The 24,612-nt window shown below is 58.6% G+C and carries 37 protein-coding genes and 1 pseudogene; 37 read left to right on the forward strand and 1 reads right to left on the reverse strand.

The window, feature by feature from the left end:
* From tuf to rplP, 10 genes and pseudogenes are all read left to right on the forward strand, one after another.
* Positions 1-141: pseudogene (tuf, locus tag AB9K37_RS16305) on the forward strand (elongation factor Tu); the annotation flags it as partial.
* Between the two features lie 151 nt (positions 142-292).
* Positions 293-601 carry a 30S ribosomal protein S10 gene (gene rpsJ, locus AB9K37_RS16310; RefSeq protein ID WP_072708088.1) on the forward strand — a complete coding sequence of 103 codons (309 nt, stop codon included), beginning with the start codon at positions 293-295 and terminating at the stop codon, positions 599-601.
* Positions 602-611: 10 nt separating this feature from the next.
* On the forward strand, positions 612-1,337 hold the full coding sequence (gene rplC, locus AB9K37_RS16315; RefSeq protein WP_369840749.1) for a 50S ribosomal protein L3: 726 nt from the start codon (positions 612-614) through the stop codon (positions 1,335-1,337).
* The gene (rplD, locus tag AB9K37_RS16320) at positions 1,334-1,951 is read left to right on the forward strand and encodes a 50S ribosomal protein L4 (RefSeq protein WP_369840751.1); all 618 of its coding nucleotides are present in this window, start codon (positions 1,334-1,336) and stop codon (positions 1,949-1,951) included. The genes rplC and rplD overlap by 4 nt, the downstream gene beginning before the upstream one ends.
* Entirely contained in the window at positions 1,948-2,244 is a 297-nt protein-coding gene (locus tag AB9K37_RS16325) for a 50S ribosomal protein L23 (protein ID WP_072708082.1), read from the forward strand. Before rplD ends, AB9K37_RS16325 begins: the two co-directional genes overlap by 4 nt.
* Before the next feature lie 236 nt (positions 2,245-2,480).
* Positions 2,481-3,323 (forward strand): 50S ribosomal protein L2, encoded by an 843-nt coding sequence (gene rplB / locus AB9K37_RS16330; RefSeq protein ID WP_072708080.1) that lies wholly within the window; start codon positions 2,481-2,483, stop codon positions 3,321-3,323.
* 3 nt (positions 3,324-3,326) lie between these two features.
* Positions 3,327-3,608: a 30S ribosomal protein S19 gene (gene rpsS, locus AB9K37_RS16335; RefSeq protein ID WP_072708078.1), complete on the forward strand. Its 282-nt coding sequence runs from the start codon at positions 3,327-3,329 to the stop codon at positions 3,606-3,608.
* Between the two features lie 3 nt (positions 3,609-3,611).
* Positions 3,612-3,992: a 50S ribosomal protein L22 gene (gene rplV, locus AB9K37_RS16340; protein WP_072708076.1), complete on the forward strand. Its 381-nt coding sequence runs from the start codon at positions 3,612-3,614 to the stop codon at positions 3,990-3,992.
* Positions 3,992-4,699: a 30S ribosomal protein S3 gene (gene rpsC / locus AB9K37_RS16345; RefSeq protein WP_072708074.1), complete on the forward strand. Its 708-nt coding sequence runs from the start codon at positions 3,992-3,994 to the stop codon at positions 4,697-4,699. The genes rplV and rpsC overlap by 1 nt, the downstream gene beginning before the upstream one ends.
* Before the next feature lie 13 nt (positions 4,700-4,712).
* Entirely contained in the window at positions 4,713-5,126 is a 414-nt protein-coding gene (gene rplP / locus AB9K37_RS16350; protein WP_072708072.1) for a 50S ribosomal protein L16, read from the forward strand.
* Between the two features lie 158 nt (positions 5,127-5,284).
* On the opposite strand, the gene AB9K37_RS16355 is transcribed toward rplP, so the two are convergent.
* Positions 5,285-5,905, reverse strand: coding sequence for a TIGR02466 family protein (locus AB9K37_RS16355; RefSeq protein WP_369840754.1), 621 nt, complete (start codon positions 5,903-5,905; stop codon positions 5,285-5,287).
* Positions 5,906-6,231: 326 nt separating this feature from the next.
* Here AB9K37_RS16355 and rpmC point away from each other — a divergent pair, with 326 nt between their 5' ends.
* The 27 genes from rpmC (at position 6,232) to AB9K37_RS16490 (ending at position 24,499) form a co-directional block, all read left to right on the forward strand.
* Positions 6,232-6,435 (forward strand): 50S ribosomal protein L29, encoded by a 204-nt coding sequence (rpmC, locus tag AB9K37_RS16360; protein WP_072708067.1) that lies wholly within the window; start codon positions 6,232-6,234, stop codon positions 6,433-6,435.
* A gap of 15 nt (positions 6,436-6,450) precedes the next feature.
* Positions 6,451-6,684: a 30S ribosomal protein S17 gene (gene rpsQ / locus AB9K37_RS16365; protein ID WP_072708065.1), complete on the forward strand. Its 234-nt coding sequence runs from the start codon at positions 6,451-6,453 to the stop codon at positions 6,682-6,684.
* Positions 6,685-6,751: 67 nt separating this feature from the next.
* On the forward strand, positions 6,752-7,120 hold the full coding sequence (gene rplN / locus AB9K37_RS16370) for a 50S ribosomal protein L14 (RefSeq protein WP_072708063.1): 369 nt from the start codon (positions 6,752-6,754) through the stop codon (positions 7,118-7,120).
* A complete protein-coding gene (gene rplX, locus AB9K37_RS16375; RefSeq protein WP_369840757.1) occupies positions 7,120-7,434 on the forward strand; it encodes a 50S ribosomal protein L24 in 315 nt (104 codons plus the stop codon). Before rplN ends, rplX begins: the two co-directional genes overlap by 1 nt.
* The gene (rplE, locus tag AB9K37_RS16380) at positions 7,427-7,987 is read left to right on the forward strand and encodes a 50S ribosomal protein L5 (protein ID WP_369840759.1); all 561 of its coding nucleotides are present in this window, start codon (positions 7,427-7,429) and stop codon (positions 7,985-7,987) included. Before rplX ends, rplE begins: the two co-directional genes overlap by 8 nt.
* 17 nt (positions 7,988-8,004) lie before the next feature.
* Positions 8,005-8,310 carry a 30S ribosomal protein S14 gene (rpsN, locus tag AB9K37_RS16385; RefSeq protein ID WP_072708057.1) on the forward strand — a complete coding sequence of 102 codons (306 nt, stop codon included), beginning with the start codon at positions 8,005-8,007 and terminating at the stop codon, positions 8,308-8,310.
* 13 nt (positions 8,311-8,323) lie between these two features.
* Positions 8,324-8,716, forward strand: a complete 393-nt coding sequence (gene rpsH, locus AB9K37_RS16390; RefSeq protein ID WP_369840762.1) for a 30S ribosomal protein S8 — start codon at positions 8,324-8,326, stop codon at positions 8,714-8,716.
* Positions 8,717-8,728: 12 nt separating this feature from the next.
* Positions 8,729-9,262: a 50S ribosomal protein L6 gene (rplF, locus tag AB9K37_RS16395; protein ID WP_369840764.1), complete on the forward strand. Its 534-nt coding sequence runs from the start codon at positions 8,729-8,731 to the stop codon at positions 9,260-9,262.
* An 11-nt stretch (positions 9,263-9,273) separates the two neighbouring features.
* A complete protein-coding gene (rplR, locus tag AB9K37_RS16400; RefSeq protein ID WP_369840766.1) occupies positions 9,274-9,633 on the forward strand; it encodes a 50S ribosomal protein L18 in 360 nt (119 codons plus the stop codon).
* Between the two features lie 12 nt (positions 9,634-9,645).
* Positions 9,646-10,221, forward strand: a complete 576-nt coding sequence (gene rpsE, locus AB9K37_RS16405) for a 30S ribosomal protein S5 (protein WP_072708039.1) — start codon at positions 9,646-9,648, stop codon at positions 10,219-10,221.
* A gap of 12 nt (positions 10,222-10,233) precedes the next feature.
* Positions 10,234-10,422 (forward strand): 50S ribosomal protein L30, encoded by a 189-nt coding sequence (gene rpmD, locus AB9K37_RS16410; RefSeq protein ID WP_072708037.1) that lies wholly within the window; start codon positions 10,234-10,236, stop codon positions 10,420-10,422.
* A gap of 398 nt (positions 10,423-10,820) precedes the next feature.
* Positions 10,821-11,036 (forward strand): DUF1127 domain-containing protein, encoded by a 216-nt coding sequence (locus AB9K37_RS16415; RefSeq protein ID WP_369840768.1) that lies wholly within the window; start codon positions 10,821-10,823, stop codon positions 11,034-11,036.
* Positions 11,037-11,267: 231 nt separating this feature from the next.
* Positions 11,268-12,053: an MBL fold metallo-hydrolase gene (locus tag AB9K37_RS16420; protein ID WP_369840770.1), complete on the forward strand. Its 786-nt coding sequence runs from the start codon at positions 11,268-11,270 to the stop codon at positions 12,051-12,053.
* A gap of 135 nt (positions 12,054-12,188) precedes the next feature.
* A complete protein-coding gene (gene rplO, locus AB9K37_RS16425) occupies positions 12,189-12,659 on the forward strand; it encodes a 50S ribosomal protein L15 (RefSeq protein ID WP_369840772.1) in 471 nt (156 codons plus the stop codon).
* Between the two features lie 104 nt (positions 12,660-12,763).
* A complete protein-coding gene (gene secY, locus AB9K37_RS16430) occupies positions 12,764-14,128 on the forward strand; it encodes a preprotein translocase subunit SecY (protein ID WP_369840774.1) in 1,365 nt (454 codons plus the stop codon).
* The gene (locus AB9K37_RS16435; protein ID WP_303967180.1) at positions 14,125-14,772 is read left to right on the forward strand and encodes an adenylate kinase; all 648 of its coding nucleotides are present in this window, start codon (positions 14,125-14,127) and stop codon (positions 14,770-14,772) included. The genes secY and AB9K37_RS16435 overlap by 4 nt, the downstream gene beginning before the upstream one ends.
* 366 nt (positions 14,773-15,138) lie before the next feature.
* A complete protein-coding gene (rpsM, locus tag AB9K37_RS16440) occupies positions 15,139-15,507 on the forward strand; it encodes a 30S ribosomal protein S13 (protein WP_293712457.1) in 369 nt (122 codons plus the stop codon).
* Between the two features lie 15 nt (positions 15,508-15,522).
* Entirely contained in the window at positions 15,523-15,912 is a 390-nt protein-coding gene (gene rpsK, locus AB9K37_RS16445) for a 30S ribosomal protein S11 (protein ID WP_072708028.1), read from the forward strand.
* Positions 15,913-16,024: 112 nt separating this feature from the next.
* The gene (locus AB9K37_RS16450) at positions 16,025-17,041 is read left to right on the forward strand and encodes a DNA-directed RNA polymerase subunit alpha (protein ID WP_092464100.1); all 1,017 of its coding nucleotides are present in this window, start codon (positions 16,025-16,027) and stop codon (positions 17,039-17,041) included.
* Positions 17,042-17,203: 162 nt separating this feature from the next.
* Positions 17,204-17,620 carry a 50S ribosomal protein L17 gene (gene rplQ, locus AB9K37_RS16455; RefSeq protein WP_303967185.1) on the forward strand — a complete coding sequence of 139 codons (417 nt, stop codon included), beginning with the start codon at positions 17,204-17,206 and terminating at the stop codon, positions 17,618-17,620.
* Between the two features lie 197 nt (positions 17,621-17,817).
* On the forward strand, positions 17,818-19,140 hold the full coding sequence (locus AB9K37_RS16460; RefSeq protein WP_369841456.1) for a trypsin-like peptidase domain-containing protein: 1,323 nt from the start codon (positions 17,818-17,820) through the stop codon (positions 19,138-19,140).
* Between the two features lie 3 nt (positions 19,141-19,143).
* Positions 19,144-20,451, forward strand: a complete 1,308-nt coding sequence (locus tag AB9K37_RS16465; RefSeq protein ID WP_303967188.1) for a replication-associated recombination protein A — start codon at positions 19,144-19,146, stop codon at positions 20,449-20,451.
* A gap of 31 nt (positions 20,452-20,482) precedes the next feature.
* Positions 20,483-20,860, forward strand: a complete 378-nt coding sequence (gene crcB / locus AB9K37_RS16470; RefSeq protein ID WP_072708020.1) for a fluoride efflux transporter CrcB — start codon at positions 20,483-20,485, stop codon at positions 20,858-20,860.
* A complete protein-coding gene (locus AB9K37_RS16475) occupies positions 20,857-21,900 on the forward strand; it encodes an RluA family pseudouridine synthase (protein WP_293712470.1) in 1,044 nt (347 codons plus the stop codon). Before crcB ends, AB9K37_RS16475 begins: the two co-directional genes overlap by 4 nt.
* Complete coding sequence (locus tag AB9K37_RS16480; RefSeq protein WP_369840780.1) at positions 21,897-22,571, forward strand: HAD-IA family hydrolase; 675 nt, start codon at positions 21,897-21,899, stop codon at positions 22,569-22,571. The genes AB9K37_RS16475 and AB9K37_RS16480 overlap by 4 nt, the downstream gene beginning before the upstream one ends.
* Positions 22,571-23,275: an ATP12 family chaperone protein gene (locus AB9K37_RS16485; RefSeq protein ID WP_369840782.1), complete on the forward strand. Its 705-nt coding sequence runs from the start codon at positions 22,571-22,573 to the stop codon at positions 23,273-23,275. Before AB9K37_RS16480 ends, AB9K37_RS16485 begins: the two co-directional genes overlap by 1 nt.
* Positions 23,276-23,482: 207 nt before the next feature.
* Complete coding sequence (locus AB9K37_RS16490; protein ID WP_072708013.1) at positions 23,483-24,499, forward strand: amino acid ABC transporter substrate-binding protein; 1,017 nt, start codon at positions 23,483-23,485, stop codon at positions 24,497-24,499.
* Positions 24,500-24,612 lie beyond the last annotated feature (113 nt).

Raw genomic sequence — 24,612 nt, forward strand, 5'->3', positions numbered from 1 at the left:
GAGATGGTTATGCCCGGCGACAACCTGAAGCTGTCGGCAGAACTGATCGCGCCGATCGCGATGGAAGAAGGCCTGCGCTTCGCGATCCGCGAAGGCGGCCGCACCGTTGGTTCGGGCGTCGTCTCGAAAATCATCGAGTAAGCAAAAATTCGACTTGTCAAACGGCGGCGCACCCCCTAAAGGGTGCGCCTCTGTATAGTCGCTAGACCCAGACTATCGGGTTCGAAGAGGGCCGGAGGAATGAGCTTCCGAGTCCTCCTATCAACTCCAACGCCGCGAAAGGCTTCTACCTATGCAAGGCCAAAACATTCGCATTCGGCTCAAGGCGTTTGACTACCGCGTGCTGGACGCCAGCACTCAGGAAATCGTCAACACCGCGAAACGTACCGGCGCCCAAGTGCGTGGTCCGATTCCTCTGCCGAACAAGATCGAAAAATTCACCGTTCTGCGTGGCCCCCACGTGAACAAGAAATCCCGTGACCAGTTCGAGATCCGCACCCACAAGCGTATGCTCGACATCGTCGATCCGACCCCGCAGACCGTGGACGCGCTGATGAAGCTCGACCTGGCAGCGGGTGTTGACGTCGAGATCAAGGTATAAGGGGGCGATTATGCGTTCTGGTATCATCGCTAAAAAGGTCGGCATGACCCGTCTCTTCTTGGAAGACGGCAAGCAGATCCCCGTAACCGTTCTTCAGCTGGAAAGCCTGCAGGTTGTCGCTCAGCGCACTAGCGAGCGTGACGGTTACACCGCAGTTCAGCTTGGTGCTGGCGCCGCGAAAGCAAAGCGCACCAGCCAAGCAATGCGTGGCCACTTCGCGGCTGCCAACGTTGCGCCCAAGCGCAAGGTTTGCGAATTCCGCGTTTCCGCAGAGAACCTGATCGAAGTCGGTGCCGAAATCTCGGCAGAGCACTTCCTCGAAGGCCAAAAGGTCGACGTGTCGGGCACCTCGATCGGTAAAGGCTTCGCCGGTGCTATGAAGCGTCACAACTTTGGCGGTCTGCGTGCATCGCACGGTGTCTCGATCAGCCACCGTTCGCACGGTTCGACCGGTCAGTGTCAGGGCCCGGGCAAGGTTTTCAAGGGTAAGAAGATGGCAGGCCACATGGGTGCCGTCCGCGTTACCACTCAGAACCTAGAAGTTGTCCGCACCGATGCAGACCGTGGTCTGATCATGGTGAAGGGCGCTGTTCCTGGTTCCAAAGGTGGCTGGGTCACCGTGAAAGATGCCGTGAAAAAGAAACTGCCCGAAGGCGTTCCTTTCCCGGCAGCTCTGAAATCCGCCGCGGCCGAAGCAGCTCCTGCTGTTGAAGCTTCGGAAGGAGGTGAAGCATGAAAATTGATGTGATCAACCTCGACGCCGGTACCGCGGGCACTCTGGATCTGGACGAAGCAATCTTCGGCCTGGAGCCCCGCGCGGACATCCTGCACCGTGTGGTCCGTTGGCAGCGTAACAACGCGCAGGCCGGTACCCACAAGGTGAAGACCCGCACCGAAGTGTCGTACTCGACCAAGAAGATCTACCGTCAGAAGGGTACCGGTGGTGCTCGTCACGGTTCGCGCAAGGCGCCTATCTTCCGCAAGGGTGGCATCTACAAGGGTCCGACCCCGCGTAGCCACGGCCACGACCTGCCCAAGAAGGTCCGTAAGCTGGGTCTGATGCACGCGCTGAGCGCGAAAGCAAAAGCCGGTGAACTGGTCATCATCGAGAACGCCGAAACCGAAGGTAAGACCGCAGCACTGGCCAAGCAGGTTAAGAACCTGGGCTGGAAGCGCGCTCTGATCATCGATGGCGCATCGGTGAACGAGGGCTTCAAGAAGGCAGCAGCAAACATCGAAGGTCTGGATATCCTGCCGTCGATGGGCGCGAACGTTTATGACATCCTGAAGCGTGACACTCTGGTTCTTACCAAAGCAGGTGTCGAAGCACTGGAGGCTCGCCTGAAATGAACGCGAAACCCGAATACTACGACGTGATCCGCAAGCCGGTTATCACCGAGAAAACCACCATGGCGTCGGAAAACAACGCTGTCGTTTTCGAAGTGGCAATCGACTCGAACAAGCCCCAGATCAAAGAAGCTGTCGAAGCGCTCTTTGGTGTGAAGGTCAAAGCGGTCAACACCACCATTGCGAAGGGTAAAACCAAGCGTTTCCGCGGTATCGCGGGCCGTCGCAAGGACGTGAAAAAGGCGTATGTCACTCTCGAAGAGGGCAACACCATCGACGTCTCGACCGGTCTCTAATCGGTTGAATTAGTTCACAGAAAGGCCTCCGCATTTGCGGGGGCCTTTTTGTGTGGGGCGAGGGTAGGGCGCGCCAATCAGCCAAAGGGCATAAAACCCGAGGCTGTGTATGGACGCCCCCAGTTTTATCTGGTACCTCGCTGCAATCTCACGGCCCCAGATTCGTTCTGGGGCCTGTGATTTATGTGAAAGGGTCCTCATGGTGAGGGCCACAAAGCAAACGGAAGACAGTAACCATGGCACTCAAGTCGTACAAACCGACAACGCCTGGCCAGCGCGGGCTGGTTCTGATCGACCGTTCGGAGCTTTGGAAAGGTCGCCCGGTTAAGGCTCTCACTGAGGGTCTGACCAAGAAAGGCGGCCGGAACAACACCGGACGGATCACCATGCGCCGCAAAGGCGGCGGGGCAAAGCGTCTCTACCGTATCGTGGACTTCAAGCGTCGCAAGTTCGACGTCGCCGCGACTGTAGAGCGTATCGAATACGACCCTAACCGTACCGCATTCATCGCGCTGATCCGCTATGAAGACGGCGAGCAGGCATACATCCTGGCACCCCAGCGTTTGAGCGTTGGCGATACCGTGATTTCGTCCGCGAAAGCAGACATCAAGCCCGGTAACGCAATGCCTTTCTCGGGTCTGCCCATCGGTACCATCGTTCACAACATCGAACTCAAGCCCGGCAAAGGCGGTCAGATTGCCCGCGCTGCAGGTGCTTACGCACAGTTCGTTGGTCGTGACGGTGGCTACGCACAGATCCGCCTGTCGTCGGGCGAACTGCGTATGGTCCGTCAGGAATGCCTGGCAACCGTTGGCGCCGTGTCGAACCCCGACAACAGCAACCAGAACATCGGTAAAGCCGGTCGTAACCGCCACAAGGGCATCCGTCCTTCGGTTCGTGGTGTCGTTATGAACCCGATCGACCACCCCCACGGTGGTGGTGAAGGCCGTACCTCTGGTGGCCGTCACCCCGTTACTCCTTGGGGTAAGCCGACCAAAGGTGCGCGTACCCGCAACACCAATAAGGCATCGCAGAAGCTCATCCTGCGCTCGCGTCACGCCAAGAAGAAGGGTCGCTAATCGATGACACGCTCTGTATGGAAAGGGCCTTTTGTCGACGCTTACGTCCTCAAGAAGGCCGCGGCAGCTCGCGACTCGGGCCGCCTCAACGATGTTATCAAGATCTGGTCGCGTCGCTCGACGATTCTGCCCCAGTTCGTGGGTCTGACTTTCGGCGTTTACAACGGCCAGAAGCACATCCCAGTGATGATCACTGAAGACATGATCGGCCAGAAGTTCGGTGAATACTCGCCGACCCGTACCTACTACGGTCACGCGGCTGACAAAAAAGCGAAGCGGAAATAAGCCATGGGTAAGGAAAAGAATCCCCGTCGCGTGGCGGACAACGAAGCAATGGCAAAACTGCGCATGCTTCGCACCAGCCCGCAGAAGCTCAACCTTGTTGCTCAGCTGATCCGCGGCAAGAAGGTGGAAAAGGCTCTGACAGACCTGACCTTCTCGAACAAGCGTGTCGCGATCGACGTGAAGAAATGCCTTCAGTCGGCCATCGCAAACGCCGAGAACAACCACGGTCTGGACGTTGACGAGCTGATCGTTGCAGAAGCTTACGTTGGTAAGAACCTGGTCATGAAGCGCGGTCGTCCCCGTGCCCGTGGTCGCTTCGGCAAGATCATGAAGCCGTTCTCGGAAATCACCATCAAGGTCCGCCAGGTCGAGGAGCAAGCCTAATGGGTAACAAAACAAACCCCATCGGTATGCGCGTTCAGGTGAACCGCACTTGGGATAGCCGTTGGTTCGCAGAGTCCAAGGACTACGGTGATCTTCTGCTGGAAGATATCCGCATCCGCGAATTCATCAAAAAAGAGTGCAAGCAGGCGGGCATCGCTCGCGTGATCATCGAACGCCCGCACAAGAAGTGCCGTGTGACCATTCACACTGCACGCCCCGGTGTTATCATCGGTAAGAAAGGTGCTGACATCGAGGTTCTGCGCAAGAAACTGGCGGCAATGACCGACAGCGAACTGCACCTGAACATCGTCGAAGTTCGTAAGCCCGAGCTGGACGCAATGCTGGTTGCCGAGTCCATCGCTCAGCAGCTGGAGCGTCGTGTTTCGTTCCGTCGTGCGCTGAAGCGTGCGGTTCAGAACGCAATGCGTATGGGCGCCGGTGGTATCCGCGTGAACATCGCAGGCCGTCTGGGTGGCGCTGAAATCGCACGTACCGAATGGTACCGCGAAGGCCGCGTGCCCCTGCACACCCTGCGCGCTGACATCGATTATGCACACGCCGAAGCGTCGACCCCCTACGGTATCATCGGCATCAAGGTGTTCATCTACAAAGGTGACATCATGGAGCACGATCCGTCGGCACGCGACCGTAAGGCCCAAGAACTCCAGGATGGCCCTGCACCTCGCGGTGCTGGCGGTCGTCGCTAAGGAGGGATGAGAAATGCTTCAACCAAAGCGTACTAAATTCCGCAAAATGCACAAAGGCCGTATTCACGGTCAAGCAAAAGGCGGTTCTGACCTGAACTTCGGGACCTATGGCCTGAAAGCCATTGAGCCCGAGCGTATCACTGCGCGTCAGATCGAAGCTGCACGTCGTGCGATGACCCGTCACATGAAGCGTCAGGGTCGCGTCTGGATACGTATCTTCCCGGACATGCCCGTGACCGCAAAGCCCATCGAAGTTCGTATGGGTAAAGGTAAGGGTTCGGTTGACCGTTGGGTCGCCAAGGTCAAGCCTGGCCGTATCATGTTCGAGATCGACGGTGTGGACGAAGAGATCGCACAAGAGGCACTGCGCCTCGCGGCGATGAAGCTGCCGATCAAGACCCGCGTTGTGGTCCGCGAGGACTGGTAATCGGGTCGCAGTTATCGCTGCGTTCCAAGAATTGAGAAGCCCCCGCCATCGGCGGGGGTTTTTCTTTGGCCCCGTCCCCCGTGCACGGGGAACTGTTCAAAGAAAAAAGGCCAATGCGGGTGCATCGGCCTTTGGCTCTTAGCGGGGAAGGGCAGGGCTTATTCCCACTTGTAGTTGAAGCTCACTGAAATGCGGTCATCCTCTGCCACGTTCATGGGCACCTCATGCCGCAGCCAACTCTCCCACAGTAGCACGTCGCCTACTTCGGGCGCGCGGTAGACAAAGGTCTTCAGCTCGTCACGGCAGTCTTTCTTGCGGATCGGAGAGGCCATCATCATGATGTGGCGTGGGTCTTCGTACTTGATCGCTTTGGACCCTTCGGGCATGTACACGTAGGTCGTGCCAGAGATTACCGAGTGCGGGTGGATGTGCGAGGTGTGGATTCCGCCCTCGGGCAGGATGTTGATCCAGATATCCTCGAGCACCAGTTTCTTGTCGCCAAGGTCGAACTCCAGATCCTCGACAAAGGCTGCCACGTGGGCGTCCAGTGCTTTCACAAGATCAGCAAAGATTGGGGACCGCCACGGCAGGTCGGTCAGGGAGGCGTAGCTGGTGTAACCGGGATAGCCATTCTGCTCGCACCACGCGAGGCCAGCATCGTCGTCTTCGGCGATCGCGACGCAGGAATCCTCCAGCTCTTGAGGATCAATCACGGGCTCATGCTCGGACAATTTGGCGTGGTACAGGCGGGTGACGAAGAGCGAAGAGATCTCTGCCATGGTGTCCTCTTTAGGCTGGTGGGCGCCTTTTATCAGTGCAGGCGCCGTGGACGTGCGCGTTGCCCCACACTTCTGCTTTCTCGCCCTATTGTGCAAGAGGGGGCAGTATGCTTTCATCGACGCATCGCAACGATTGCCCGCCGGTCGCGGCAGTTCTTCGGAAACCCCAAGTTTTTCGAAGGAATCGGTTGCCTTTCACCTGAATGACATGTAGTGGAACCCATCTCTGCGCTTCGGCGTAGGATTTGTGTTCCCTAAACGAACCTCCACCGGATCACGGGTTACCCCCCAAAGGGCCCGCCGGTGATGTTGAAAGGATAAGGCGAATGAACGCCCAAGAACTGCGTGGCAAGACGCCCGATCAGCTCCGCGAGGACCTGACGGCTCTTAAGAAAGAAGCCTTCAACCTGCGTTTCCAGCAGGCCACCGGCCAAATCGAAAACACCGCACGTATGCGTCAGGTAAAGCGCGACACCGCTCGTGTTCTGACCATCCTCAACGAAAAGGCCGCGCAAGCGGCTGCTGAATAAGCGGAGCTCTGAAGAATGCCCAAACGTATCCTGCAAGGCACCGTGACCAGCGACGCGAACGAGCAAACCATCACCGTTCGCGTAGAGCGTCGTTTTAAGCACCCCGTGCTTAAGAAGACCATCAAGAAGTCGAAGAAGTACCGCGCACACGACGCAGAGAACGCCTACAAAGTTGGTGATCTCGTCCGCATCATCGAATGCGCGCCTTACTCGAAAACCAAGCGTTGGGAAGTTCTGGCGAAAGCTTGAGCTCTCAGCTGAGAGAAACCCTGGGGGTTCAGGCCCCTAAGCCTCCCCAAAGGTCCGGAGAAACCAAATGATCCAGATGCAGACCAATCTGGATGTCGCTGATAACTCGGGCGCACGCCGAGTTCAGTGCATCAAGGTCCTCGGTGGTTCCAAGCGCAAATACGCTTCGGTCGGCGACATCATCGTCGTATCCGTAAAAGAAGCTATTCCGCGCGGCCGTGTTAAGAAAGGCGACGTCCGCAAGGCCGTAGTCGTTCGTACCGCCAAGGAAGTACGTCGCGAAGATGGCACCGCCATCCGCTTTGACCGCAATGCCGCGGTGATCCTCAACAACAACGGCGAGCCTGTTGGCACCCGTATTTTTGGCCCGGTCGTTCGCGAACTGCGCGCCAAAAACTTCATGAAGATCATCTCGCTCGCCCCGGAGGTGCTGTAATGGCTGCGAAACTCCGCAAAGGTGACAAGGTCATCGTTCTTGCCGGTAAGGACAAGGGCAAAGAAGGCACCATCACTTCGGTAGACCCCAAAGCGGGCAAAGCCGTTGTCGAAGGCGTTAACATGGCCATCCGTCACACCCGTCAGACCCAGAACGCTCAGGGCGGCCGTCTGCCCAAAGCGCTGCCGATCGATCTGTCGAACATCGCGCTCGTCGACCCCAAAGAGGGTGGTGCGACCCGCGTTGGCTTCCGCATGGAAGGCGACAAGAAGGTCCGTTTTGCCAAGAAATCGGGGGAAGTGATCGATGCTTGATACCGCAAACTACACCCCGCGTCTGAAGGCTCAGTACCGCGAAACCATCAAAGCCACTCTCATGGAAGAGTTTGGCTACAAGAACGAGATGATGCTCCCTAAGCTGGACAAAATCGTTCTGAACATCGGCGCTGGCGCTGAATCGGTTCGCGACTCCAAGAAAGCAAAGTCGGCTCAAGAAGATCTGAGCACCATTGCTGGTCAGCAGGCCGTCATCACCAAAGCAAAGAAGTCGATCGCTGGCTTCCGCGTACGTGAAGGCATGCCTCTTGGCGCAAAAGTCACCCTGCGTGGCGACCGGATGTATGAATTCCTTGATCGTCTGATCACCATCGCGATGCCCCGCATCCGCGACTTCCGTGGTGTGAAGCCGTCGTTTGATGGTCGTGGCAACTTCGCCATGGGCCTGAAGGAACACATCGTCTTCCCCGAAATCAACTTCGACAAAGTTGACGAAGTTTGGGGTATGGACATCATCATCTGCACCACTGCGAAAACTGACGGTGAAGCGAAGGCGCTGCTCAAGCACTTCAACATGCCGTTCAACGCGTAATCGCGAAAGGGTAAGACATGGCTAAGAAAGCAATGATCGAACGCGAGAAGAAGCGTGAACGCCTGGTCGCGAAATACGCAGCCAAGCGCGCCGCTCTGAAAGAGATCGCGAATGACGAAAGCAAGTCGATGGAAGAGCGTTTCAAAGCGCGCCTCCAGCTTGCGAAACTGCCGCGCAACAGCTCGGCAACCCGCCTGCACAACCGCTGCCAGCTGACCGGCCGTCCCCACGCTTACTACCGTAAGCTGAAGGTAAGCCGTATCGCGCTGCGCGAACTGGGCTCCAACGGTCAGGCCCCCGGCCTGGTGAAGTCGAGCTGGTAAGAGGAGATATAAGATGAACGATCCTCTCGGCGATATGCTCACCCGTATCCGTAACGCTCAGATGCGCGGCAAGTCCACTGTGACGACCCCCGCTTCGAAGCTCCGCGGCTGGGTTCTGGATGTGCTCCTCGATGAGGGCTACATCCGTGGCTACGAGAAAACCACTGCAGAGACTGGCCACCCGGCCATCGAAATCTCTCTGAAGTACTACGAAGGCGCTCCCGTGATCCGTGAGATCAAGCGTGTGTCGAAGCCCGGTCGTCGCGTCTACATGGGCGCGAAAGAGATCCCCGAAGTCCGTCAGGGCTTGGGTGTTTCGATCGTTTCGACTCCGAAGGGTGTAATGTCGGATGCAGCTGCACGTCACGCCAATGTTGGCGGCGAAGTGCTCTGCACCGTATTCTAAGGAGGTCTCGTAATGTCTCGTATTGGTAAGAAACCGGTCGAGCTGCCCTCCGGCGTTTCGGCGTCGCTTTCGGGCCAGACCATCGAAGTAAAGGGCCCCAAGGGTACCCTGACCTTCACTGCTACCGATGATGTCACCATCACCATCGACGGCAACACTGTCTCTGTTGATCCCCGCGGTTCTTCGAAGCGCGCACGTCAGCAGTGGGGCATGAGCCGCACCATGATCGCGAACCTCGTCAGCGGCGTTACTGAAGGCTTCAAAAAAGAGCTGGAAATCGTCGGTGTTGGTTACCGTGCTCAGGTGCAGGGCAACTCGATCCGTCTTAACCTCGGCTACTCGCACGATGTTGACTTCGCGATCCCTGCTGGTGTGACCGCAACCACGCCCAAGCCCACCGAGATCGTCCTGGAAGGGATCGATGCTCAATTGGTAGGTGAAACCGCTGCGAAGATTCGCGAATGGCGCCGCCCCGAGCCTTACAAAGGCAAGGGTATCCGGTACCGTGGCGAGTACATCTTCCAGAAGGAAGGCAAGAAGAAGTAAGGACGCGAAAGATGGCAAACAGCAAACGTACCCTGTTTCTGAAGCGTCGCCAGCGCGTTCGGAACAAACTGCGGAAAATGGCCGATGGCCGTGCCCGCCTCTCGGTGTATCGCTCGAACAAGAACATCAGCGTTCAGCTGATCGACGACCTTCAGGGCATCACCATCGCCGCCGCTTCGAGCCAGGAAAAAGACCTGGGTCTCGCAGGCAAGAACAACCAGGAAGCCGCCGCCAAGGTTGGTGCCCTCATCGCCGAGCGTGCTAAGGCCGCTGGCGTGGAAGTATGCTACTTCGATCGTGGTGGCTATCTCTTCCATGGCACCATCAAGGCGCTGGCCGATGCCGCCCGTGAGGGCGGACTGAAGTTCTAAGGAGAAGACGATATGGCAGAACGTGAAAACCGCCGGGATCGCCGCAACGAGCGCGAAGAAACCCCGGAATTCGCCGATCGTCTGGTGGCGATCAACCGTGTGTCGAAAACCGTTAAGGGTGGTAAGCGCTTTGGCTTCGCTGCTCTGGTGGTTGTCGGCGACCAGAAAGGCCGCGTAGGCTTCGGCAAGGGTAAAGCGAAAGAAGTACCCGAGGCGATCCGCAAAGCCACTGAGCAAGCAAAGCGCAAGATGATCCGCGTGCCGCTGCGTGAAGGTCGTACCCTTCACCACGACATCGAAGGTCGTCACGGTGCAGGCCGCGTTGTGATGCGTACCGCCCCTCAGGGTACCGGTATCATCGCAGGTGGTCCGATGCGCGCTGTGTTCGAGATGCTGGGTGTTCAGGACGTTGTTGCGAAGTCGATTGGCTCGCAGAACCCCTACAACATGATCCGCGCAACTCTCGACGCTCTGAGCCTCGAAGCTTCGCCCCGTCAGGTGGCACAGCGCCGTGGCAAGAAGGTTGCAGACATCCTGCACAAGTATGACGAAGCTCCTGCGGAAGCAGAAGCATCGGCAGAAGCGTAAGGAGACGGACACATGGCAAAGACCATCGTTGTTAAGCAGATCGGCAGCCCGATCCGCCGCCCTGCAGTTCAGCGCCAGATCCTCATCGGTCTGGGTCTGAACAAGATGCACAAGACCCGTGAGCTCGAGGATACCCCCTCGATCCGCGGCATGGTTCGGAAGATCCCGCACCTGGTCGAGATCATCGAAGAGCGCGGCTAATCGCACCCTTCACATGACAGCAAGCGCCCCGCAGGAAACTGCGGGGCGTTTTGCGTTTCGCACTTGCAGCATAGATTCGCGGAACCGCAAGAATCAGGTCCCAAAAATGTGTAAGAATGAGAAGCGATTATTGTCCCCGCTCGACGATTTTGCACACCATTGTATGCTGAATGCCCCTAAAACATGGAGTTTAAGCGCCCTGTGCATGGTAGATCTGATCCATGTGCATCAGACTCAGCTTTCAAGTCATCAGTCATGCTGCAACTGCATAACGGGCAGACCAAACGGGAATTTGTTAGCGCCATCACCCTGTCGTATCTATGGGATGTCCAAAGACGAAAAGACACATCTCAGACCCTGGGGAATACGCCCCACTCCGTTACGAAGGAAAATCTAGAATGGCATTTGTACACGCACCCTCCCGCACCGGCTTCCACGTCGCTGAGCGTTTCAATGTCGCCCTCGAAGCGATCAAATCGTTCCGCGCTCGCGGCGCAGCTTACAACCGGTGCTACAACGAACTGGCTCAGTTGTCGGATCGTGATCTGAACGACATCGGCATCAGCCGCATGGACATCCCGACCATCGCTGCTCAGGAAGCTGCGAAGGTCTAAAGAATACTCGGTTAGGCCCCGCGCTTCTCCTCCTCCCTACGTCACGCTTCTCCTCCTCCCTAAGTGTGACGGGCGCAGGGCCGAACATTTCCCTAGTGCTCGTGACTTGTTTAATGAGTGCAACCCAAACGCCTCCTGGACCCGCTCCAGGGGGCGTTTCTACGTCACGGCTTCGTGATTGGTCCTTGGGTTGCCCGCTCATACCTTTTGCCCAAACAGGAGGTTTATTCTATGACCATTTCACGACGTGCCTTTATGGCGACAACCGCTGCCGCAGGGATGATTGCCGTTATGCCTTTTACCGCCCAAGCTGCCGCTCACGGTATGAACACTTTTGAGACAGGGCAGGGGCCCCTGACCATCCACCCGATTGAGCACGCGTCCATCGTGATGGAAACGCCCATGGGCGTGATCTACGTGGATCCGGTGGGCGACGCCGCGCACTATGCAGACTTCCCCGAGCCCGACCTGATTTTGATCACCCACGAACACGGGGACCACTACAACGCCGAGACCCTGTCCGCGCTCGCGGTCGAGAAAACGACCATGATCACTAACCCCGCAGTCTACGAGATGCTGGACGAGGGCATGAAAGCCAAGGCGACCTCGGTTGCGAACGGCGACTCGGCTGACTTCAACGGGATCGCGATTGATGCGATCCCAGCCTACAACACCACCGAAGAGCGTGCGAACTTCCACCCTGAGGGGCGCGATAACGGATACGTTCTGACCATGGGTGATTTCAAAGTCTATATCTCGGGCGACACCGAAGTGACCCCAGCGATGGAAGCGCTCACCGACATCGATCTGGCGTTTGTTTGCATGAATCTGCCCTTTACCATGGGGATCGAGCAAGCAGCGCAGGGTGTTGCGGCCTTCAAACCCGCCGTCGTCTATCCCTATCACTTCCGGAACAAGGACAAGACCTACTCAGATCTCGAAGAGTTTGCGTCGCTGGTGGGGGACAACGCAGAGGTCCGGATGGGCGACTGGTACGGCGGTGCTGACCACGCCTAAGCGGCGCCCTTGCCAAAATACAATCAGGCGTGTAAACGCCGCGGGTGGCTCTGATTCAGGGCCACCTTTATTTTTATCTACGCCGCGTTTGTCCCATCCGTCGCTGGGGGGCACATCCGGCAAAGGAGAAGCGACATGAAACTGCACGAACTCCGTGACAATCCGGGCGCAGCGCCCAAGAAAAAACGCGTAGCCCGTGGCCCCGGCTCGGGCAAAGGCAAGATGGCTGGCCGTGGTATCAAAGGTCAGAAATCGCGTTCGGGTGTGGCCATCAACGGCTACGAAGGCGGCCAGATGCCCCTGTACCAGCGCCTGCCCAAGCGTGGCTTCAACAAGCCCAACCGCAAGGCATTCGCTGTTGTAAACCTGGGCCTGATCCAGAAATTCGTCGAAGCCGGCAAGATCGACGCAGCTCAGCCCGTCACCGAAGACGCTATGATCGCCTCGGGTCTGGTACGCCGCAAGCTGGACGGTGTTCGTGTTCTGGCGAAAGGTGAAATCACCTCCGCTCTGAACATCGAAGTCACCGGTGCTTCGAAGTCGGCTATCGTAGCTGTCGAAAAAGCAGGCGGCTCGCTGAAGGTCGCTGCTGCGGCGGCTGAATAAGGTGTTGTGAGCGGCGCCCCTGCCGCTTACATCGTACCTAGTTTTCCAAAGCGCCGCCAAGCAGGGGAACTGCTTTGGCGGCGCTGTCATGAAAGAGACCGCAAATGGCATCTGCAGCAGAGCAAATGGCGGCGAACACCAGTTGGGCCGCATTGGGCAAGGCCGCTGATCTTCGTAGCCGCATCTTTTTTACTCTCGGGCTTCTGATCGTCTACCGCCTTGGCACCTATATTCCGGTGCCCGGTATCGACGGCAACGCACTGCGTAACTTCATGGACGGCGCGGCTGCCGGTCTCGGCGGCATCCTGAACATGTTTACGGGTGGCGCGATCAGCCGCATGGGTATCTTTGCCCTCGGCATTATGCCCTATATCTCGGCCTCGATTATCGTTCAGCTTCTGACTGCGCTGGTCCCCTCGTTGGAGCAGCTGAAGAAAGAAGGCGAACAAGGTCGCAAGAAAATCAACCAGTACACCCGCTACGCCACCGTGCTTATCGGCACGTTCCAGGCCTTTGGTCTGGCCAAAAGCCTCGAGGCTGGCGATCTGGTGCACACCCCCGGCATGTTCTTTGTCGCATCCTGCGTGATTACGCTGGTCGGCGGCACCATGTTCCTGATGTGGCTGGGTGAACAGATCACCGCACGCGGCATCGGCAACGGCATCTCGCTGATTATCTTTGTTGGTATCATAGCGGAAATCCCCGCAGCACTGGCCCAGTTCCTGAGCCAAGGCCGTTCGGGCGCGATCAGCCCTGCCGTGATCATCGGTGTGATCGTCATGATGATCGCCCTGATCGCCTTTGTGGTGTTCCTCGAGCGCAGCCTGCGCAAGATCCACATCCAGTACCCCCGCCGTCAGGTGGGCATGAAAGTGTACGACGGTGGCACTTCGCACCTTCCGATCAAGGTTAACCCCGCTGGCGTGATCCCCGCGATCTTTGCGTCGTCGTTGCTTCTGCTGCCGACCACCATCGCGACCTTCTCGGGGAACTCGACCGGTCCGGTTCTCTCGACCATTCTGGCGTACTTTGGCCCCGGCCAACCGCTGTATCTGCTGTTCTTCGCTGGCATGATCGTGTTCTTCGCGTACTTCTACACCCACAATGTGGCGTTCAAGACGGAAGACGTGGCCGACAATCTGAAGAACCAGAACGGCTTTGTGCCCGGCATTCGCCCCGGCGAAAAGACCGCGCAGTACCTCGAGTATGTCGTGAACCGCGTACTGGTTCTGGGCTCGGCCTATCTGGCGTTCGTTTGCTTGCTGCCTGAAATCATCCGCAGCCAGCTGGCGATTCCGTTCTACTTCGGTGGCACCTCGGTTCTGATCGTTGTGTCGGTGACTATGGACACTATCCAGCAAGTGCAGTCGCACCTTCTGGCGCATCAGTATGAAGGCTTGATCGAGAAGTCGCAGCTTCGCGGCCGCGGCTCCAAGCGCGCGAAACGCAAAGGACCCGCACGTCGATGACTACGAACATTATCCTTCTCGGGCCTCCGGGCGCAGGCAAAGGCACCCAGGCACGGAAACTGGTCGAAGAGCGTGGCATGGTCCAGCTCTCCACCGGCGACATGCTGCGCGAAGCTCAGGCGTCGGGCAGCGAGATGGGCAAGAAGGTTGCTGCTGTCATGGCAGCGGGCCAACTCGTCACCGACGAGATCGTCATTGGCCTGATCCGCGAAAAGCTGGAGCAGGGCAGCGAAGGTGGTTTCATCTTTGATGGCTTCCCCCGCACGCTGGCGCAAGCCGACGCTCTGGGTGATCTGCTGACCGCCATGGGCGCCAAGCTGGATGCCGTGATCGAGATGCGTGTGGACGACGAAGCACTGGTGCAGCGCATCACTGCCCGCTCGACCTGTGGCAGCTGTGGTGAGGTCTACAACGACATCACCAAGCCGATCCCCGCTGACGGCAAGTGTTCCAACTGTGGCGGCACGGAGTTCAAGCGCCGCGCCGACGATAACGAGGACAGCCTCCGCCAGCGTCTGATGGAGTACTACAAGAAGACCTCGCCGCTGATCGGGTACTACTACGCCAAGGGCGACCTGAGCAGCGTCAACGGTCTGGGAGAGATCGACGCCGTTCAGGCAGAGATCGCTAAAATCCTAGGCTAAATTCAGCCGCACAAACTAATAGATGCGACCTCCGAAGCTGCAAATGCTCGGAGGTCGCATTGCATTTGGGGGCAGGGTAGGGTATGGTCTTTCTCAATAGGCCCAACCTGTTTGATCATTTACTCCGTGTGCATGGCTGTTCACCAAAAACAGAGAAAATGCATGCCGGCAGTAGAATGGTCCGTGGCGCTATTGACCTTTCCTCAAAACTTTCCTAACTACGCGCACTCTATGGGGAATCGCGCCTTTGGCTGATTCCCTCCCGCACATTGAATTCAGCGTGCGCCCGGCGGCAATTCTGCCTCGGGCTTCCGTTGTGAAAAAAGGTTCTGGTGCTACGGAACCGCAACGAAAAGGAAGATTAACGTGGCTCGTATTGCCGGCGTAAACATCCCGACCAACAAGCGAGTGCCGATCGCACTCACCTACATCACTGGCATCGGTTCGACTTCGGCCGAAGCTATCTGTGAAGCTGTGAACATCGAACGTTCGCGTCGCGTCAATGAACTTTCGGATGCCGAAGTTCTGGCGATCCGCGAGCACATCGACGCAAACTACACCGTTGAAGGTGACCTGCGCCGTGAAGTTCAGATGAACATCAAGCGCCTGATGGACCTCGGCTGCTACCGTGGCCTCCGTCACCGCCGTAACCTGCCCGTTCGCGGTCAGCGTACCCACACCAACGCTCGCACCCGCAAAGGCCCCGCAAAGGCCATCGCTGGTAAGAAGAAGTAAGGGGAGCACTGACCAATGGCACGTGATAAGCGTCAAACCAAGCGCAAGGTTTCCAAGAATATCGCCACCGGCGTTGCGCATGTGAACAGCTCGTTCAACAACACCAAGATCCTGATCTCGGACGTCCAGGGCAACGCGATTGCATGGTCGTCGGCAGGCACGATGGGCTTCAAGGGTTCGCGTAAGTCGACTCCCTATGCTGCTCAGATGGCTGCTGAAGATGCAGGCCGCAAGGCTCAGGACCACGGCATGAAATCGCTCGAAGTTGAAGTTCAGGGCCCCGGCTCTGGTCGTGAAAGCGCACTGCGCGCTCTGGCGGCTATCGGCTTCAACATCACCTCGATCCGTGACGTGACCCCGATCGCCCACAACGGCTGCCGCCCGCCCAAGCGTCGTCGCGTCTGATCTATATTACTATTTCGAGGGCCGCGCAGACTGTGCGGCCTTCGTTTCGCCATCTGAAACCTCGGGAGTCTGGTCCTTTGGACATGGGGACTAGGCAAGAATGGAGGGCCGCATGATCCATAAGAATTGGGCCGAGCTGATCAAGCCGACACAGCTAGAGGTAAAGCCGGGCAATGATCCCGCGCGCAAGGCGACCGTGGTTGCCGAACCTCTGGAGCGTGGCTTTGGTCTGACGCTCGGTAACGCGCTGCGCCGCGTTCTGCTGTCGTCGCTGCAAGGCGCAGCGATCACCAGCGTTCAGATTGACAACGTTCTGCACGAGTTCTCGAGCGTCACCGGTGTACGCGAAGACGTCACCGACATCGTTCTGAACCTCAAGGGCGTGTCTCTGAAAATGGAAGTCGAAGGGCCCAAGCGCCTGTCGATCAATGCCAAAGGCCCGGGCGTCGTCACCGCAGGTGACATCGCAGAGACTGCAGGTATCGAAGTTCTGAACCGTGATCACGTGATCTGCCACCTCGACGATGGTGCCGATCTGTTCATGGAACTGACCGTCAACACCGGCAAAGGCTATGTTGCAGCAGACAAGAACCGTCCCGAAGATGCGCCCATCGGCCTGATCCCGATCGACGCGATCTACTCGCCGGTCAAGCGCGTCAGCTATGATGTTCAGCCCACTCGTGAAGGCCAGGTTCTGGACTACGACAAGCTGACCATGAAGATTGAAACCGACGGTTCGATCACGCCCGAAGATGCCGTTGCTTACGCAGCGCGTATCGTTCAGGACCAGCTGTCGATCTTCGTCAACTTCGACGAGCCCGAGTCGGCAAACCGTCAGGACGAGGACGAAGGTCTCGAGTTCAACCCGCTTCTTCTCAAGAAAGTGGACGAGCTGGAACTGTCTGTCCGTTCGGCAAACTGCCTCAAGAACGACAACATCGTCTACATCGGCGATCTCATCCAGAAGACCGAAGCAGAAATGCTGCGCACACCGAACTTCGGCCGCAAGTCTCTCAACGAGATCAAAGAAGTGCTGTCGGGCATGGGTCTGCACCTTGGCATGGACGTCGAGGACTGGCCGCCGGACAACATCGAAGAGCTGGCCAAGAAGTTCGAAGACCAGTTCTAATCAGTTTTATGGCGGGCGCTACGTATGTACGCCCGCCATACGCTTGCCATACGGGAAACATACCTGTAATTGGCGGCACACTCGGGCAGAATCGCCCCAAGGAGCGCGGTTGACACGCATCAATCGCCAGACAAAGCAAAACCAGATCTTAGGAGACTTCAAATGCGTCACGCACGTGGTTACCGCCGCCTGAACCGTACTCACGAACACCGTAAAGCGCTGTTCGCAAACATGGCTGGCTCGCTCATCGAGCACGAGCAGATCAAGACCACTCTGCCCAAAGCCAAAGAACTGCGCCCCATCATCGAAAAGATGATCACCCTTGCAAAGCGCGGCGACCTGCACGCACGCCGTCAGGCAGCTTCGCGCCTGAAGCAGGACCAGTACGTCGAGAAACTGTTCGCAGTTCTGGGCCCCCGCTACGCAGAGCGTCAGGGTGGCTACGTTCGCATCCTGAAAGCCGGCTTCCGCTATGGTGACATGGCGCCCATGGCGATCATCGAATTCGTCGACCGTGACGTCGCAGCCAAAGGCGCTGCTGACAAAGCACGCATCGAAGAAGTTGCTGTAGAAGACTAAGTCTTCCGGCGCTTCGCCAAGAATTGCAGGACCCTCGCCAGTGGCGGGGGTCTTTGCTTTTGCGGGCATGGGTTGCGCAATCGGGCGTGGCTACGCATATCAGGGGCCAGACAAGCTTAAGAGGTGCCCAAGTGCGCAAGACCCTTCTCGCCGCTCTCGTTCTCGCTCTTCCCTTGACCCAACCCGCGCTGGCCCAGATGCAAGTGCCCGCGTCGCAGGCCGAGATTTCCATAGGCTTCACGCCCGTTGTCGAGCAATCCGCGCCCGCGGTGGTGAATATCTACGCCAAGCGGATCGTGTCAGAGCGCGTCAGCCCCTTCATGAACGATCCCTTCTTTGGCTCGATCTTTCGCGGTCAGGGGCAGGTGCGGCAGCGGGTCTCCAATAGCCTGGGGTCGGGGGTGATCCTGTCCGAGGATGGCATCGTGGTGTCGAATTACCACGTGGTCGGCGACGCGACCGAGATCCGCGTTGTTCTGCGCGACCGCCGGGAATTCAACGCTCAAGTCCTGCTGGCAGACGAAGAGTCCGACCTCGCGATCCTGCAGCTTGACGAAGCCGAGGGCTTGCCTCATCTGGACTTGCGCGACAGTGATGATGTTTCCGTCGGAGAGCTGGTGTTGGCGATCGGCAACCCCTTTGGCGTCGGGCAAACCGTGAGCAGCGGGATCGTCTCGGGCCTTGCGCGGTCAGGTGTCGGTGGCGAAGGGGGGCGGGGCTACTTCCTGCAGACCGACGCACCCATCAACCCGGGCAATTCGGGCGGCGCGCTGGTGGATATCAATGGGCACTTGATCGGGGTGAACACCTCAATCCTGACGCGTTCTGGCGGGTCTAATGGCATTGGTTTTGCGATCCCTGCGAACCTTGTCGCGCGGTTTGTCGAGCAGGCACGGGCAGGGGAGACGTCGTTTCAACGCCCTTGGGCTGGCGTCACGGGCCAAGCTGTCGACTTCGACATGGCGGGCGGTCTTGGCCTGTCCATCCCCGAAGGCGTGATCCTGTCCTCGATCCACAGCGAAAGTCCCTTTGCCGCCGTCGGTTTTGAGCCTGGTGACATCGTGGTCGCCGTCGATGAGCAGCCCGTGAATACGCCTCAAGAGATGATTTTCCGCATGTCGGTTGCAGGCATTGGCCAAGAGGCCGCTGTCACCCGCTTGCGCGATGGCACGCGCGAAACGTTCGAGGTCGCCATGATCACTCCGCCCGACCGCCCTGCACGGGACGAGGCAACCCTATCGCGGCGCGTGGTGTTGGCGGGCATGACGGTCGCCAACGTCAACCCTGCGGTGATCTCTGAAATGGGGCTGCCGCTGGATGCCACGGGTGTGGTGATCATGGATGCAGGCCCGATTGCGCCGCGCCTTGGCTTGCAGACTGGGGATATTTTGCTGGGGATCAACGGCACCCAGATCACCCAGTCCACAGAAGTGGAAGAGGCATTGCGGGACGCTGCCCGTTCTGGGGTGATCGAGGTGCTCCGTGCTGGACGCCGTATGGCCTTCCGGTTCAGGGTCTGACCCATGGATTTATTCGACTCGTCTCCACTGGCCGAAGAAAAGGCCCATCGCCCGCTGGCCGACCGCCTGCGCCCTCAGAAACTGTCCGAGGTGATCGGGCAGGACCATTTGCTGGGGCCGGATGGGCCTTTGGGCGCGATGCTGGCGGCGGGGTCTTTGGGCTCGCTTATCCTGTGGGGGCCGCCGGGGGTGGGCAAGACCACGATTGCGCGCCTTCTGGCGGATGAAACCGATCTGGAGTTCGTGCAGATCAGTGCGATTTTCAGTGGCGTGGCCGATCTGAAAAAGGTGTTCGAGGCCGCGAAAATGCGCCGCCGTGCAGGGCAGGGGACCTTGCTGTTCGTTGACGAAATCCACCGCTTTAACAAAGCGCAGCAGGACAGCTTTTTGCCGCATATGGAGGACGGGACGATCTTGCTGGTCGGCGCGACCACCGAAAACCCCAGCTTCGCCCTGAACGCCGCTGTGCTGAGCCGAGCGCAGGTGTTGGTGCTAGAGCGGCTCGAGGTCGACAGTATGAAGCTGCTCTCCACCCGCGCTGAAGAGGAAATGGGGCGGGACCTGCCGCTTGATCCTGATGCCCGCCAACAGTTGATGGACATGGCTGACGGGGACGGCCGCGCCATGTTGAACCTGATCGAACAGGTCGCTGCGTGGAAGGTCGATACCCCCCTAACCGCCGAGCAGATGGGCAAGCGTCTGATGCGGCGGGCGACCCAATACGACAAGTCCGGCGACCAGCACTACAACCTGATTTCAGCGCTGCACAAATCGATCCGCGGCAGCGATCCAGATGCGGCGATGTACTGGTTTGCGCGGATGCTAGAGGGGGGCGAAGACCCCCGTTATCTGGCGCGTCGCCTGACCCGCATGGCGGTCGAGGATATTGCCTTGGCCGACCCTCAGGCCATGACCATCTGCCTTCATGCATGGGAGGCGTACGAACGCCTTGGCAGTCCCGAGGGCGAGCTTGCCTTGGCCGAGGCTGTGGCCTATCTGGCGCTGGCCCCGAAATCGAACGCCAGCTACGTGGCTTATAAGGCTGCGCGCAAACTGGCGAAGTCCACGGGCAGTGCTCCACCCCCGAAACACATTCTGAATGCCCCGACATCCCTGATGGAGGACATCGGATACGGGGCCGGCTACCAGTACGACCACGATGCCGAAGACGGGTTTTCAGGGCAAAATTACTTTCCTGACGGGGTCGAACGCCCCGATTTCTACCAGCCTGTAGAACGCGGCTTTGAGCGCGACCTGAAAAAGCGTAAAGATTACTTCGCAAAACTCAGAGCGAAACGTCAGGGCGGTTGACTCCGGCGGGGCAAAGCGAAAGACAGCGCCCATGATCCTAACTGTACTTCAAGTCGCCCTTGGTGGCGCGATCGGGGCGTCGCTCCGGTATTTGACGAATGTGGGCGTGATGCGTCTGGTGGGGCCTGGGTTCCCATGGGGCACGGTGGTGGCTAACGTGGTCGGTAGCTTTGCCATGGGCGTGCTTGTCGTGCTGCTGGCAAACACAGGCTACAACAAGTTTGCGCCGGTTCTGATGACCGGCTTGCTTGGCGGGTTTACCACATTCTCGGCCTTTTCGCTGGATGCGGTGACGTTGTTTGAACGCGGCGCAATCTTGCCGGCGGCATCCTATATCTTGGTGACAGTTGTGGTGTCGATCATTGCCCTGACGATGGGGCTGCTATTTGCACGGGGAATGGTGTCATGAGCGGTGTACAAACAGTTCAGGTCGAAAAGGGCGAGGGCGATCAGCGGCTGGATCGTTGGTTCAAGCGTCGGTTCCCCCATATTGCGCAGGGCCGCATCGAAAAGATGTGCCGCAAGGGAGAGATCCGCGTCGATGGTGGCCGCGTCAAGCCTGCGACCCGTCTGGAAGAGGGGCAACAAGTTCGTGTGCCGCCTCTGCCCAAACCGGGCGAAGTGAGCAGCGCGCCCAAGCCCAAGGTTTCGGACAAGGACACGGACCTAATCCAGTCCTGCGTGATCTACCGCGACGACCACATCATTGCCTTGAACAAGCCCGCCGGCCTGCCCGTCCAAGGCGGCAGCAAGCAAACCCGCCACGTGGATGGATTGGCCGAGGCGCTGAAGTTCGGATACGAGGAAAAGCCTCGTCTGGTGCACCGTCTGGACAAGGATACCTCTGGTGTTCTGATCATGGCGCGCACGCGTCAGATCGCGGCGGGCCTGACCAGTGCGTTCCGCGCTCGTGAAACCCGCAAGATTTACTGGGCCATTGTCGCGGGCGTGCCGCACCCGCGGATGGGCTCGGTCCGCTATGGTCTGGTCAAAGCCCCCGGCCACGGCAAGGACGGTGAGGGTGAAAAAATGCTCTGCGTCCACCCCAAAGAGATTGATAACGTCGAAGGCGCTAAGCGCGCTCTGACCGACTACGCTGTGATGACCACGCTGGGTCAACGGGCGTCGTGGGTGGCTCTGGTGCCAGTGACGGGCCGAACCCACCAGTTGCGCGCACACATGGCCGAAATGGGCCATCCGATTATCGGGGACGGCAAATATGGTGGCTCGGGGCAAGAGAACCTTGGTGACGGCTGGGGGGCGCAGTTGGGCGGCGAGATCAGCCGTAAATTGCACCTGCATGCGCGGTCTTTGACCCTGACGCACCCTGCCACTGGAAAGCGACTGAGCCTGATGGCCGAACTGCCCGACCACATGTCTCGCACGTGGGATTACGTCGGTTGGGACATCCGCGATGTTCCCGAGGATCCGTTCGAGGATCTGGAATGACCCTAGGCCCCCTGCGTCTAATCATCTTTGACGTGGACGGCACGCTCGTGGACAGTCAGGCTGATATTCTGGCGTCCATGGCGGCAGGCTTTGCGGCGGGTGATGTGCCCGTGCCAGAGCGCGCTGCGATCCTGTCGATCGTCGGCATGTCGCTGGAAAAGGCGATTCCCGTGCTGGCCCCAGATGCCTCTGCGGCGACCCACGCGGTCATCGTGGATGGTTACAAGAGCGCCTACCAACGCCTGCGTGCTGAAAAGGGCGCGGCGTCCAGCCCCTTTTATCCCGGCGTGCGCGACACGTTGGAGCACCTGTTCAATGTCCCTGAATATCTGGTGGGTGTCGCTACGGGCAAATCGCGCCGCGGCCTAACGGCTTTGCTCGACAGCCACGGACTGACCGGACGCTTTGTGACCGAACAGGTCGCGGACTTTCATCCCTCCAAACCCCATCCGGCGATGATCCACGCGGCTCTGTCCGAAACAGGCGTTGAGCCCGAGAATGCGGTGATGGTGGGGGACACGACCTTTGACATGGATATGGCGCGGGCCGCAGGCATCGGGACCATCGGAGTCAGTTGGGGCTATCATAGCCCTGACCGTTTGGGCGCCGATGTGACCCTGACGCAAATGAGCGATCTGCCTGCCGCGCTGAAAACGATCTGGAGAGACTGATGAGCGAGTGGAAAGCCAAACGCTTCTGGAAAGAAACCACCCACGAGGCCACCGAAGGCGGCTGGACGATCCGCTTGGACGGCCGGCCGGTCAAGACACCTGCCAAGATCGCTCTGGTCGTGCCGACCGAAGAATTGGCCCGCGAAATCGCCGCAGAATGGAACGCTCAGGAAGAGGTGATCCAGCCCCTGACCATGCCGTTTACGCGTTGCGCCAACGCCGCTATTGACCGCGTAGCAACCCAGCGCGATGCCGTGGTCGAGATCATTGCGGCCTACGGCGAAACCGATCTGCTATGTTATCGGGCAGAACAACCTTACGAATTGATCGAACGGCAGGCGGCATCGTGGGATCCGCTACTCGAATGGTCAAAAAATGAGCTTTCTGCTGAGTTGACCGTGCATTCGGGGGTCATGTTTGGCAGCCAACCCGAGGCAGCGCTTAAGACGCTTTTCGCACATGTAGATGAAATGAGCCCGTTTCAGTTGTCTGCGCTACATGATCTGGTGGCTATGTCAGGGTCCTTGGTTCTGGGCTTGGCGGTGGCCAAGGGCCGGGTTGATTCTGAAACGGCATGGGATATGTCGCGCATCGACGAAGAATGGCAGATTCAGCAGTGGGGCCGCGACGAAGAAGCAGATGCCCTTGCGGCACAGAAGCGCGAAGAATTCCTGCGCGCTGAAAAACTATTTCGTATGGTGTAAGGCAAACGAAACAAAAGTGTCCCTGTCGGGCAATTGATCAAGGAATGTGCGAAAGCCCATGGGATTTCGTGATTGCGCCCTTGACGATTCCTGATGATCTCGGCCACTCTTTGTTCATCGGGTCAAAAATGACCCGGTACTTACCGATGGGCTGGGATGGCCCACTAGAACCGCTGATCAACAGCGGGCAATCAGGAAGAGGTAAAAATGAAAAAATCCGTGTTTCTGGGTGCTCTGACCGTCGCTGGTCTGACCGCAGGCGCAGCAGCCGCAGCTACCCTTGATGATGTCAAGGCGCGTGGCACGCTGAACTGTGGCGTGACCACCGGTCTCGTAGGCTTTGCAGCACCCGATGCGAACGGCGAATGGCAGGGCTTTGACGTCTCTGTTTGCCGCGCAGTTGCAGCTGCAGTGCTGGGTGACCCCACCGCTGTTGAATTCGTACCCACCACAGGTAAGACCCGTTTCACCGCGCTTGCGTCGGGTGAAATCGACCTGCTGGCACGTAACACCACTTGGACCTTCTCGCGCGACACAGACCTGAAGTTCGATTTCGTCGGTGTGAACTACTACGACGGTCAGGGCTTCATGGTTCCCAAGGCGCTGGGTGTCACCTCGGCCAAGGAACTGGACGGCGCGACTGTCTGCATTCAGACCGGTACCACAACCGAGCTGAACCTGGCGGACTTCTTCCGCACCAACAACATCGAATACACCCCCGTTCCGATCGAGACTAACGCAGAAGCACAGCCTCTGTACCTCGAAGGCGCGTGTGACGTGTACACCACCGACGCTTCGGGCCTGGCCGCGACTCGCGCCGCGTTCGAAAACCCCGGTGATCACGTGATCCTGCCCGAAATCATCTCCAAAGAGCCTCTGGGCCCGCTTGTCCGCCACGGCGACAACGACTGGGGTGATATCGCAAGCTGGACCCTGATGGCGCTGATCGCGGCCGAAGAGTACGGCATCACCTCGGCAAACATCGAAGAGATGTCGGCTGGCACCAACAACCCCGAAATCAACCGTATCCTGGGCACCGAAGGTGAACTGGGTGCGATGATCGGCCTGGACGCCGAGTGGGCCAAGCGCGCAATCGCAGCTGGCGGCAACTACGGTGAAATCTTTGCCAAGAACATCGGTGAAGAGACCCCCGTTGGCTTGGCACGTGGCCTGAACGCTCAGTGGACTGATGGTGGCCTGCTCTACGCACCGCCCTTCCGCTAAGACCGACTAGACGGTTACGGGGCGCGGTTGATCCGCGCCCCTTCTTCTATACCCCCATAACGATAATCAAAACACGACAGGACATGTGAAGGCTGCGGCCCTCGCAACCACCT

Source organism: Donghicola sp. XS_ASV15 (assembly GCF_041224595.1).
Lineage (GTDB): Bacteria > Pseudomonadota > Alphaproteobacteria > Rhodobacterales > Rhodobacteraceae > Donghicola.

Excerpts from the sequence above, each read along its gene's own strand:
- AB9K37_RS16420 (WP_369840770.1), top strand. The coding sequence starts at position 11,268 with ATGACCATTTCACGACGTGCCTTTATGGCGACAACCGCTGCCGCAGGG.
- rplP (WP_072708072.1), top strand. The coding sequence starts at position 4,713 with ATGCTTCAACCAAAGCGTACTAAATTCCGCAAAATGCACAAAGGCCGT.
- AB9K37_RS16355 (WP_369840754.1), bottom strand. The coding sequence starts at position 5,905 with ATGGCAGAGATCTCTTCGCTCTTCGTCACCCGCCTGTACCACGCCAAA.
- rpsQ (WP_072708065.1), top strand. The coding sequence starts at position 6,451 with ATGCCCAAACGTATCCTGCAAGGCACCGTGACCAGCGACGCGAACGAG.
- AB9K37_RS16465 (WP_303967188.1), top strand. The coding sequence starts at position 19,144 with ATGGATTTATTCGACTCGTCTCCACTGGCCGAAGAAAAGGCCCATCGC.
- secY (WP_369840774.1), top strand. The coding sequence starts at position 12,764 with ATGGCATCTGCAGCAGAGCAAATGGCGGCGAACACCAGTTGGGCCGCA.
- rplQ (WP_303967185.1), top strand. The coding sequence starts at position 17,204 with ATGCGTCACGCACGTGGTTACCGCCGCCTGAACCGTACTCACGAACAC.
- rplE (WP_369840759.1), top strand. The coding sequence starts at position 7,427 with ATGCTTGATACCGCAAACTACACCCCGCGTCTGAAGGCTCAGTACCGC.
- AB9K37_RS16490 (WP_072708013.1), top strand. The coding sequence starts at position 23,483 with ATGAAAAAATCCGTGTTTCTGGGTGCTCTGACCGTCGCTGGTCTGACC.
- AB9K37_RS16460 (WP_369841456.1), top strand. The coding sequence starts at position 17,818 with ATGCAAGTGCCCGCGTCGCAGGCCGAGATTTCCATAGGCTTCACGCCC.
- rplN (WP_072708063.1), top strand. The coding sequence starts at position 6,752 with ATGATCCAGATGCAGACCAATCTGGATGTCGCTGATAACTCGGGCGCA.
- rplD (WP_369840751.1), top strand. The coding sequence starts at position 1,334 with ATGAAAATTGATGTGATCAACCTCGACGCCGGTACCGCGGGCACTCTG.
- AB9K37_RS16475 (WP_293712470.1), top strand. The coding sequence starts at position 20,857 with ATGAGCGGTGTACAAACAGTTCAGGTCGAAAAGGGCGAGGGCGATCAG.
- rpsJ (WP_072708088.1), top strand. The coding sequence starts at position 293 with ATGCAAGGCCAAAACATTCGCATTCGGCTCAAGGCGTTTGACTACCGC.
- rplB (WP_072708080.1), top strand. The coding sequence starts at position 2,481 with ATGGCACTCAAGTCGTACAAACCGACAACGCCTGGCCAGCGCGGGCTG.
- rpsN (WP_072708057.1), top strand. The coding sequence starts at position 8,005 with ATGGCTAAGAAAGCAATGATCGAACGCGAGAAGAAGCGTGAACGCCTG.
- rplR (WP_369840766.1), top strand. The coding sequence starts at position 9,274 with ATGGCAAACAGCAAACGTACCCTGTTTCTGAAGCGTCGCCAGCGCGTT.
- AB9K37_RS16450 (WP_092464100.1), top strand. The coding sequence starts at position 16,025 with ATGATCCATAAGAATTGGGCCGAGCTGATCAAGCCGACACAGCTAGAG.
- rpmC (WP_072708067.1), top strand. The coding sequence starts at position 6,232 with ATGAACGCCCAAGAACTGCGTGGCAAGACGCCCGATCAGCTCCGCGAG.
- rplF (WP_369840764.1), top strand. The coding sequence starts at position 8,729 with ATGTCTCGTATTGGTAAGAAACCGGTCGAGCTGCCCTCCGGCGTTTCG.
- rplC (WP_369840749.1), top strand. The coding sequence starts at position 612 with ATGCGTTCTGGTATCATCGCTAAAAAGGTCGGCATGACCCGTCTCTTC.
- rpsK (WP_072708028.1), top strand. The coding sequence starts at position 15,523 with ATGGCACGTGATAAGCGTCAAACCAAGCGCAAGGTTTCCAAGAATATC.
- AB9K37_RS16480 (WP_369840780.1), top strand. The coding sequence starts at position 21,897 with ATGACCCTAGGCCCCCTGCGTCTAATCATCTTTGACGTGGACGGCACG.
- AB9K37_RS16415 (WP_369840768.1), top strand. The coding sequence starts at position 10,821 with ATGGCATTTGTACACGCACCCTCCCGCACCGGCTTCCACGTCGCTGAG.
- rplV (WP_072708076.1), top strand. The coding sequence starts at position 3,612 with ATGGGTAAGGAAAAGAATCCCCGTCGCGTGGCGGACAACGAAGCAATG.
- crcB (WP_072708020.1), top strand. The coding sequence starts at position 20,483 with ATGATCCTAACTGTACTTCAAGTCGCCCTTGGTGGCGCGATCGGGGCG.
- rpsS (WP_072708078.1), top strand. The coding sequence starts at position 3,327 with ATGACACGCTCTGTATGGAAAGGGCCTTTTGTCGACGCTTACGTCCTC.
- AB9K37_RS16325 (WP_072708082.1), top strand. The coding sequence starts at position 1,948 with ATGAACGCGAAACCCGAATACTACGACGTGATCCGCAAGCCGGTTATC.
- AB9K37_RS16485 (WP_369840782.1), top strand. The coding sequence starts at position 22,571 with ATGAGCGAGTGGAAAGCCAAACGCTTCTGGAAAGAAACCACCCACGAG.
- rpsE (WP_072708039.1), top strand. The coding sequence starts at position 9,646 with ATGGCAGAACGTGAAAACCGCCGGGATCGCCGCAACGAGCGCGAAGAA.
- rplO (WP_369840772.1), top strand. The coding sequence starts at position 12,189 with ATGAAACTGCACGAACTCCGTGACAATCCGGGCGCAGCGCCCAAGAAA.
- AB9K37_RS16435 (WP_303967180.1), top strand. The coding sequence starts at position 14,125 with ATGACTACGAACATTATCCTTCTCGGGCCTCCGGGCGCAGGCAAAGGC.
- rpsC (WP_072708074.1), top strand. The coding sequence starts at position 3,992 with ATGGGTAACAAAACAAACCCCATCGGTATGCGCGTTCAGGTGAACCGC.
- rpsH (WP_369840762.1), top strand. The coding sequence starts at position 8,324 with ATGAACGATCCTCTCGGCGATATGCTCACCCGTATCCGTAACGCTCAG.
- rplX (WP_369840757.1), top strand. The coding sequence starts at position 7,120 with ATGGCTGCGAAACTCCGCAAAGGTGACAAGGTCATCGTTCTTGCCGGT.
- rpmD (WP_072708037.1), top strand. The coding sequence starts at position 10,234 with ATGGCAAAGACCATCGTTGTTAAGCAGATCGGCAGCCCGATCCGCCGC.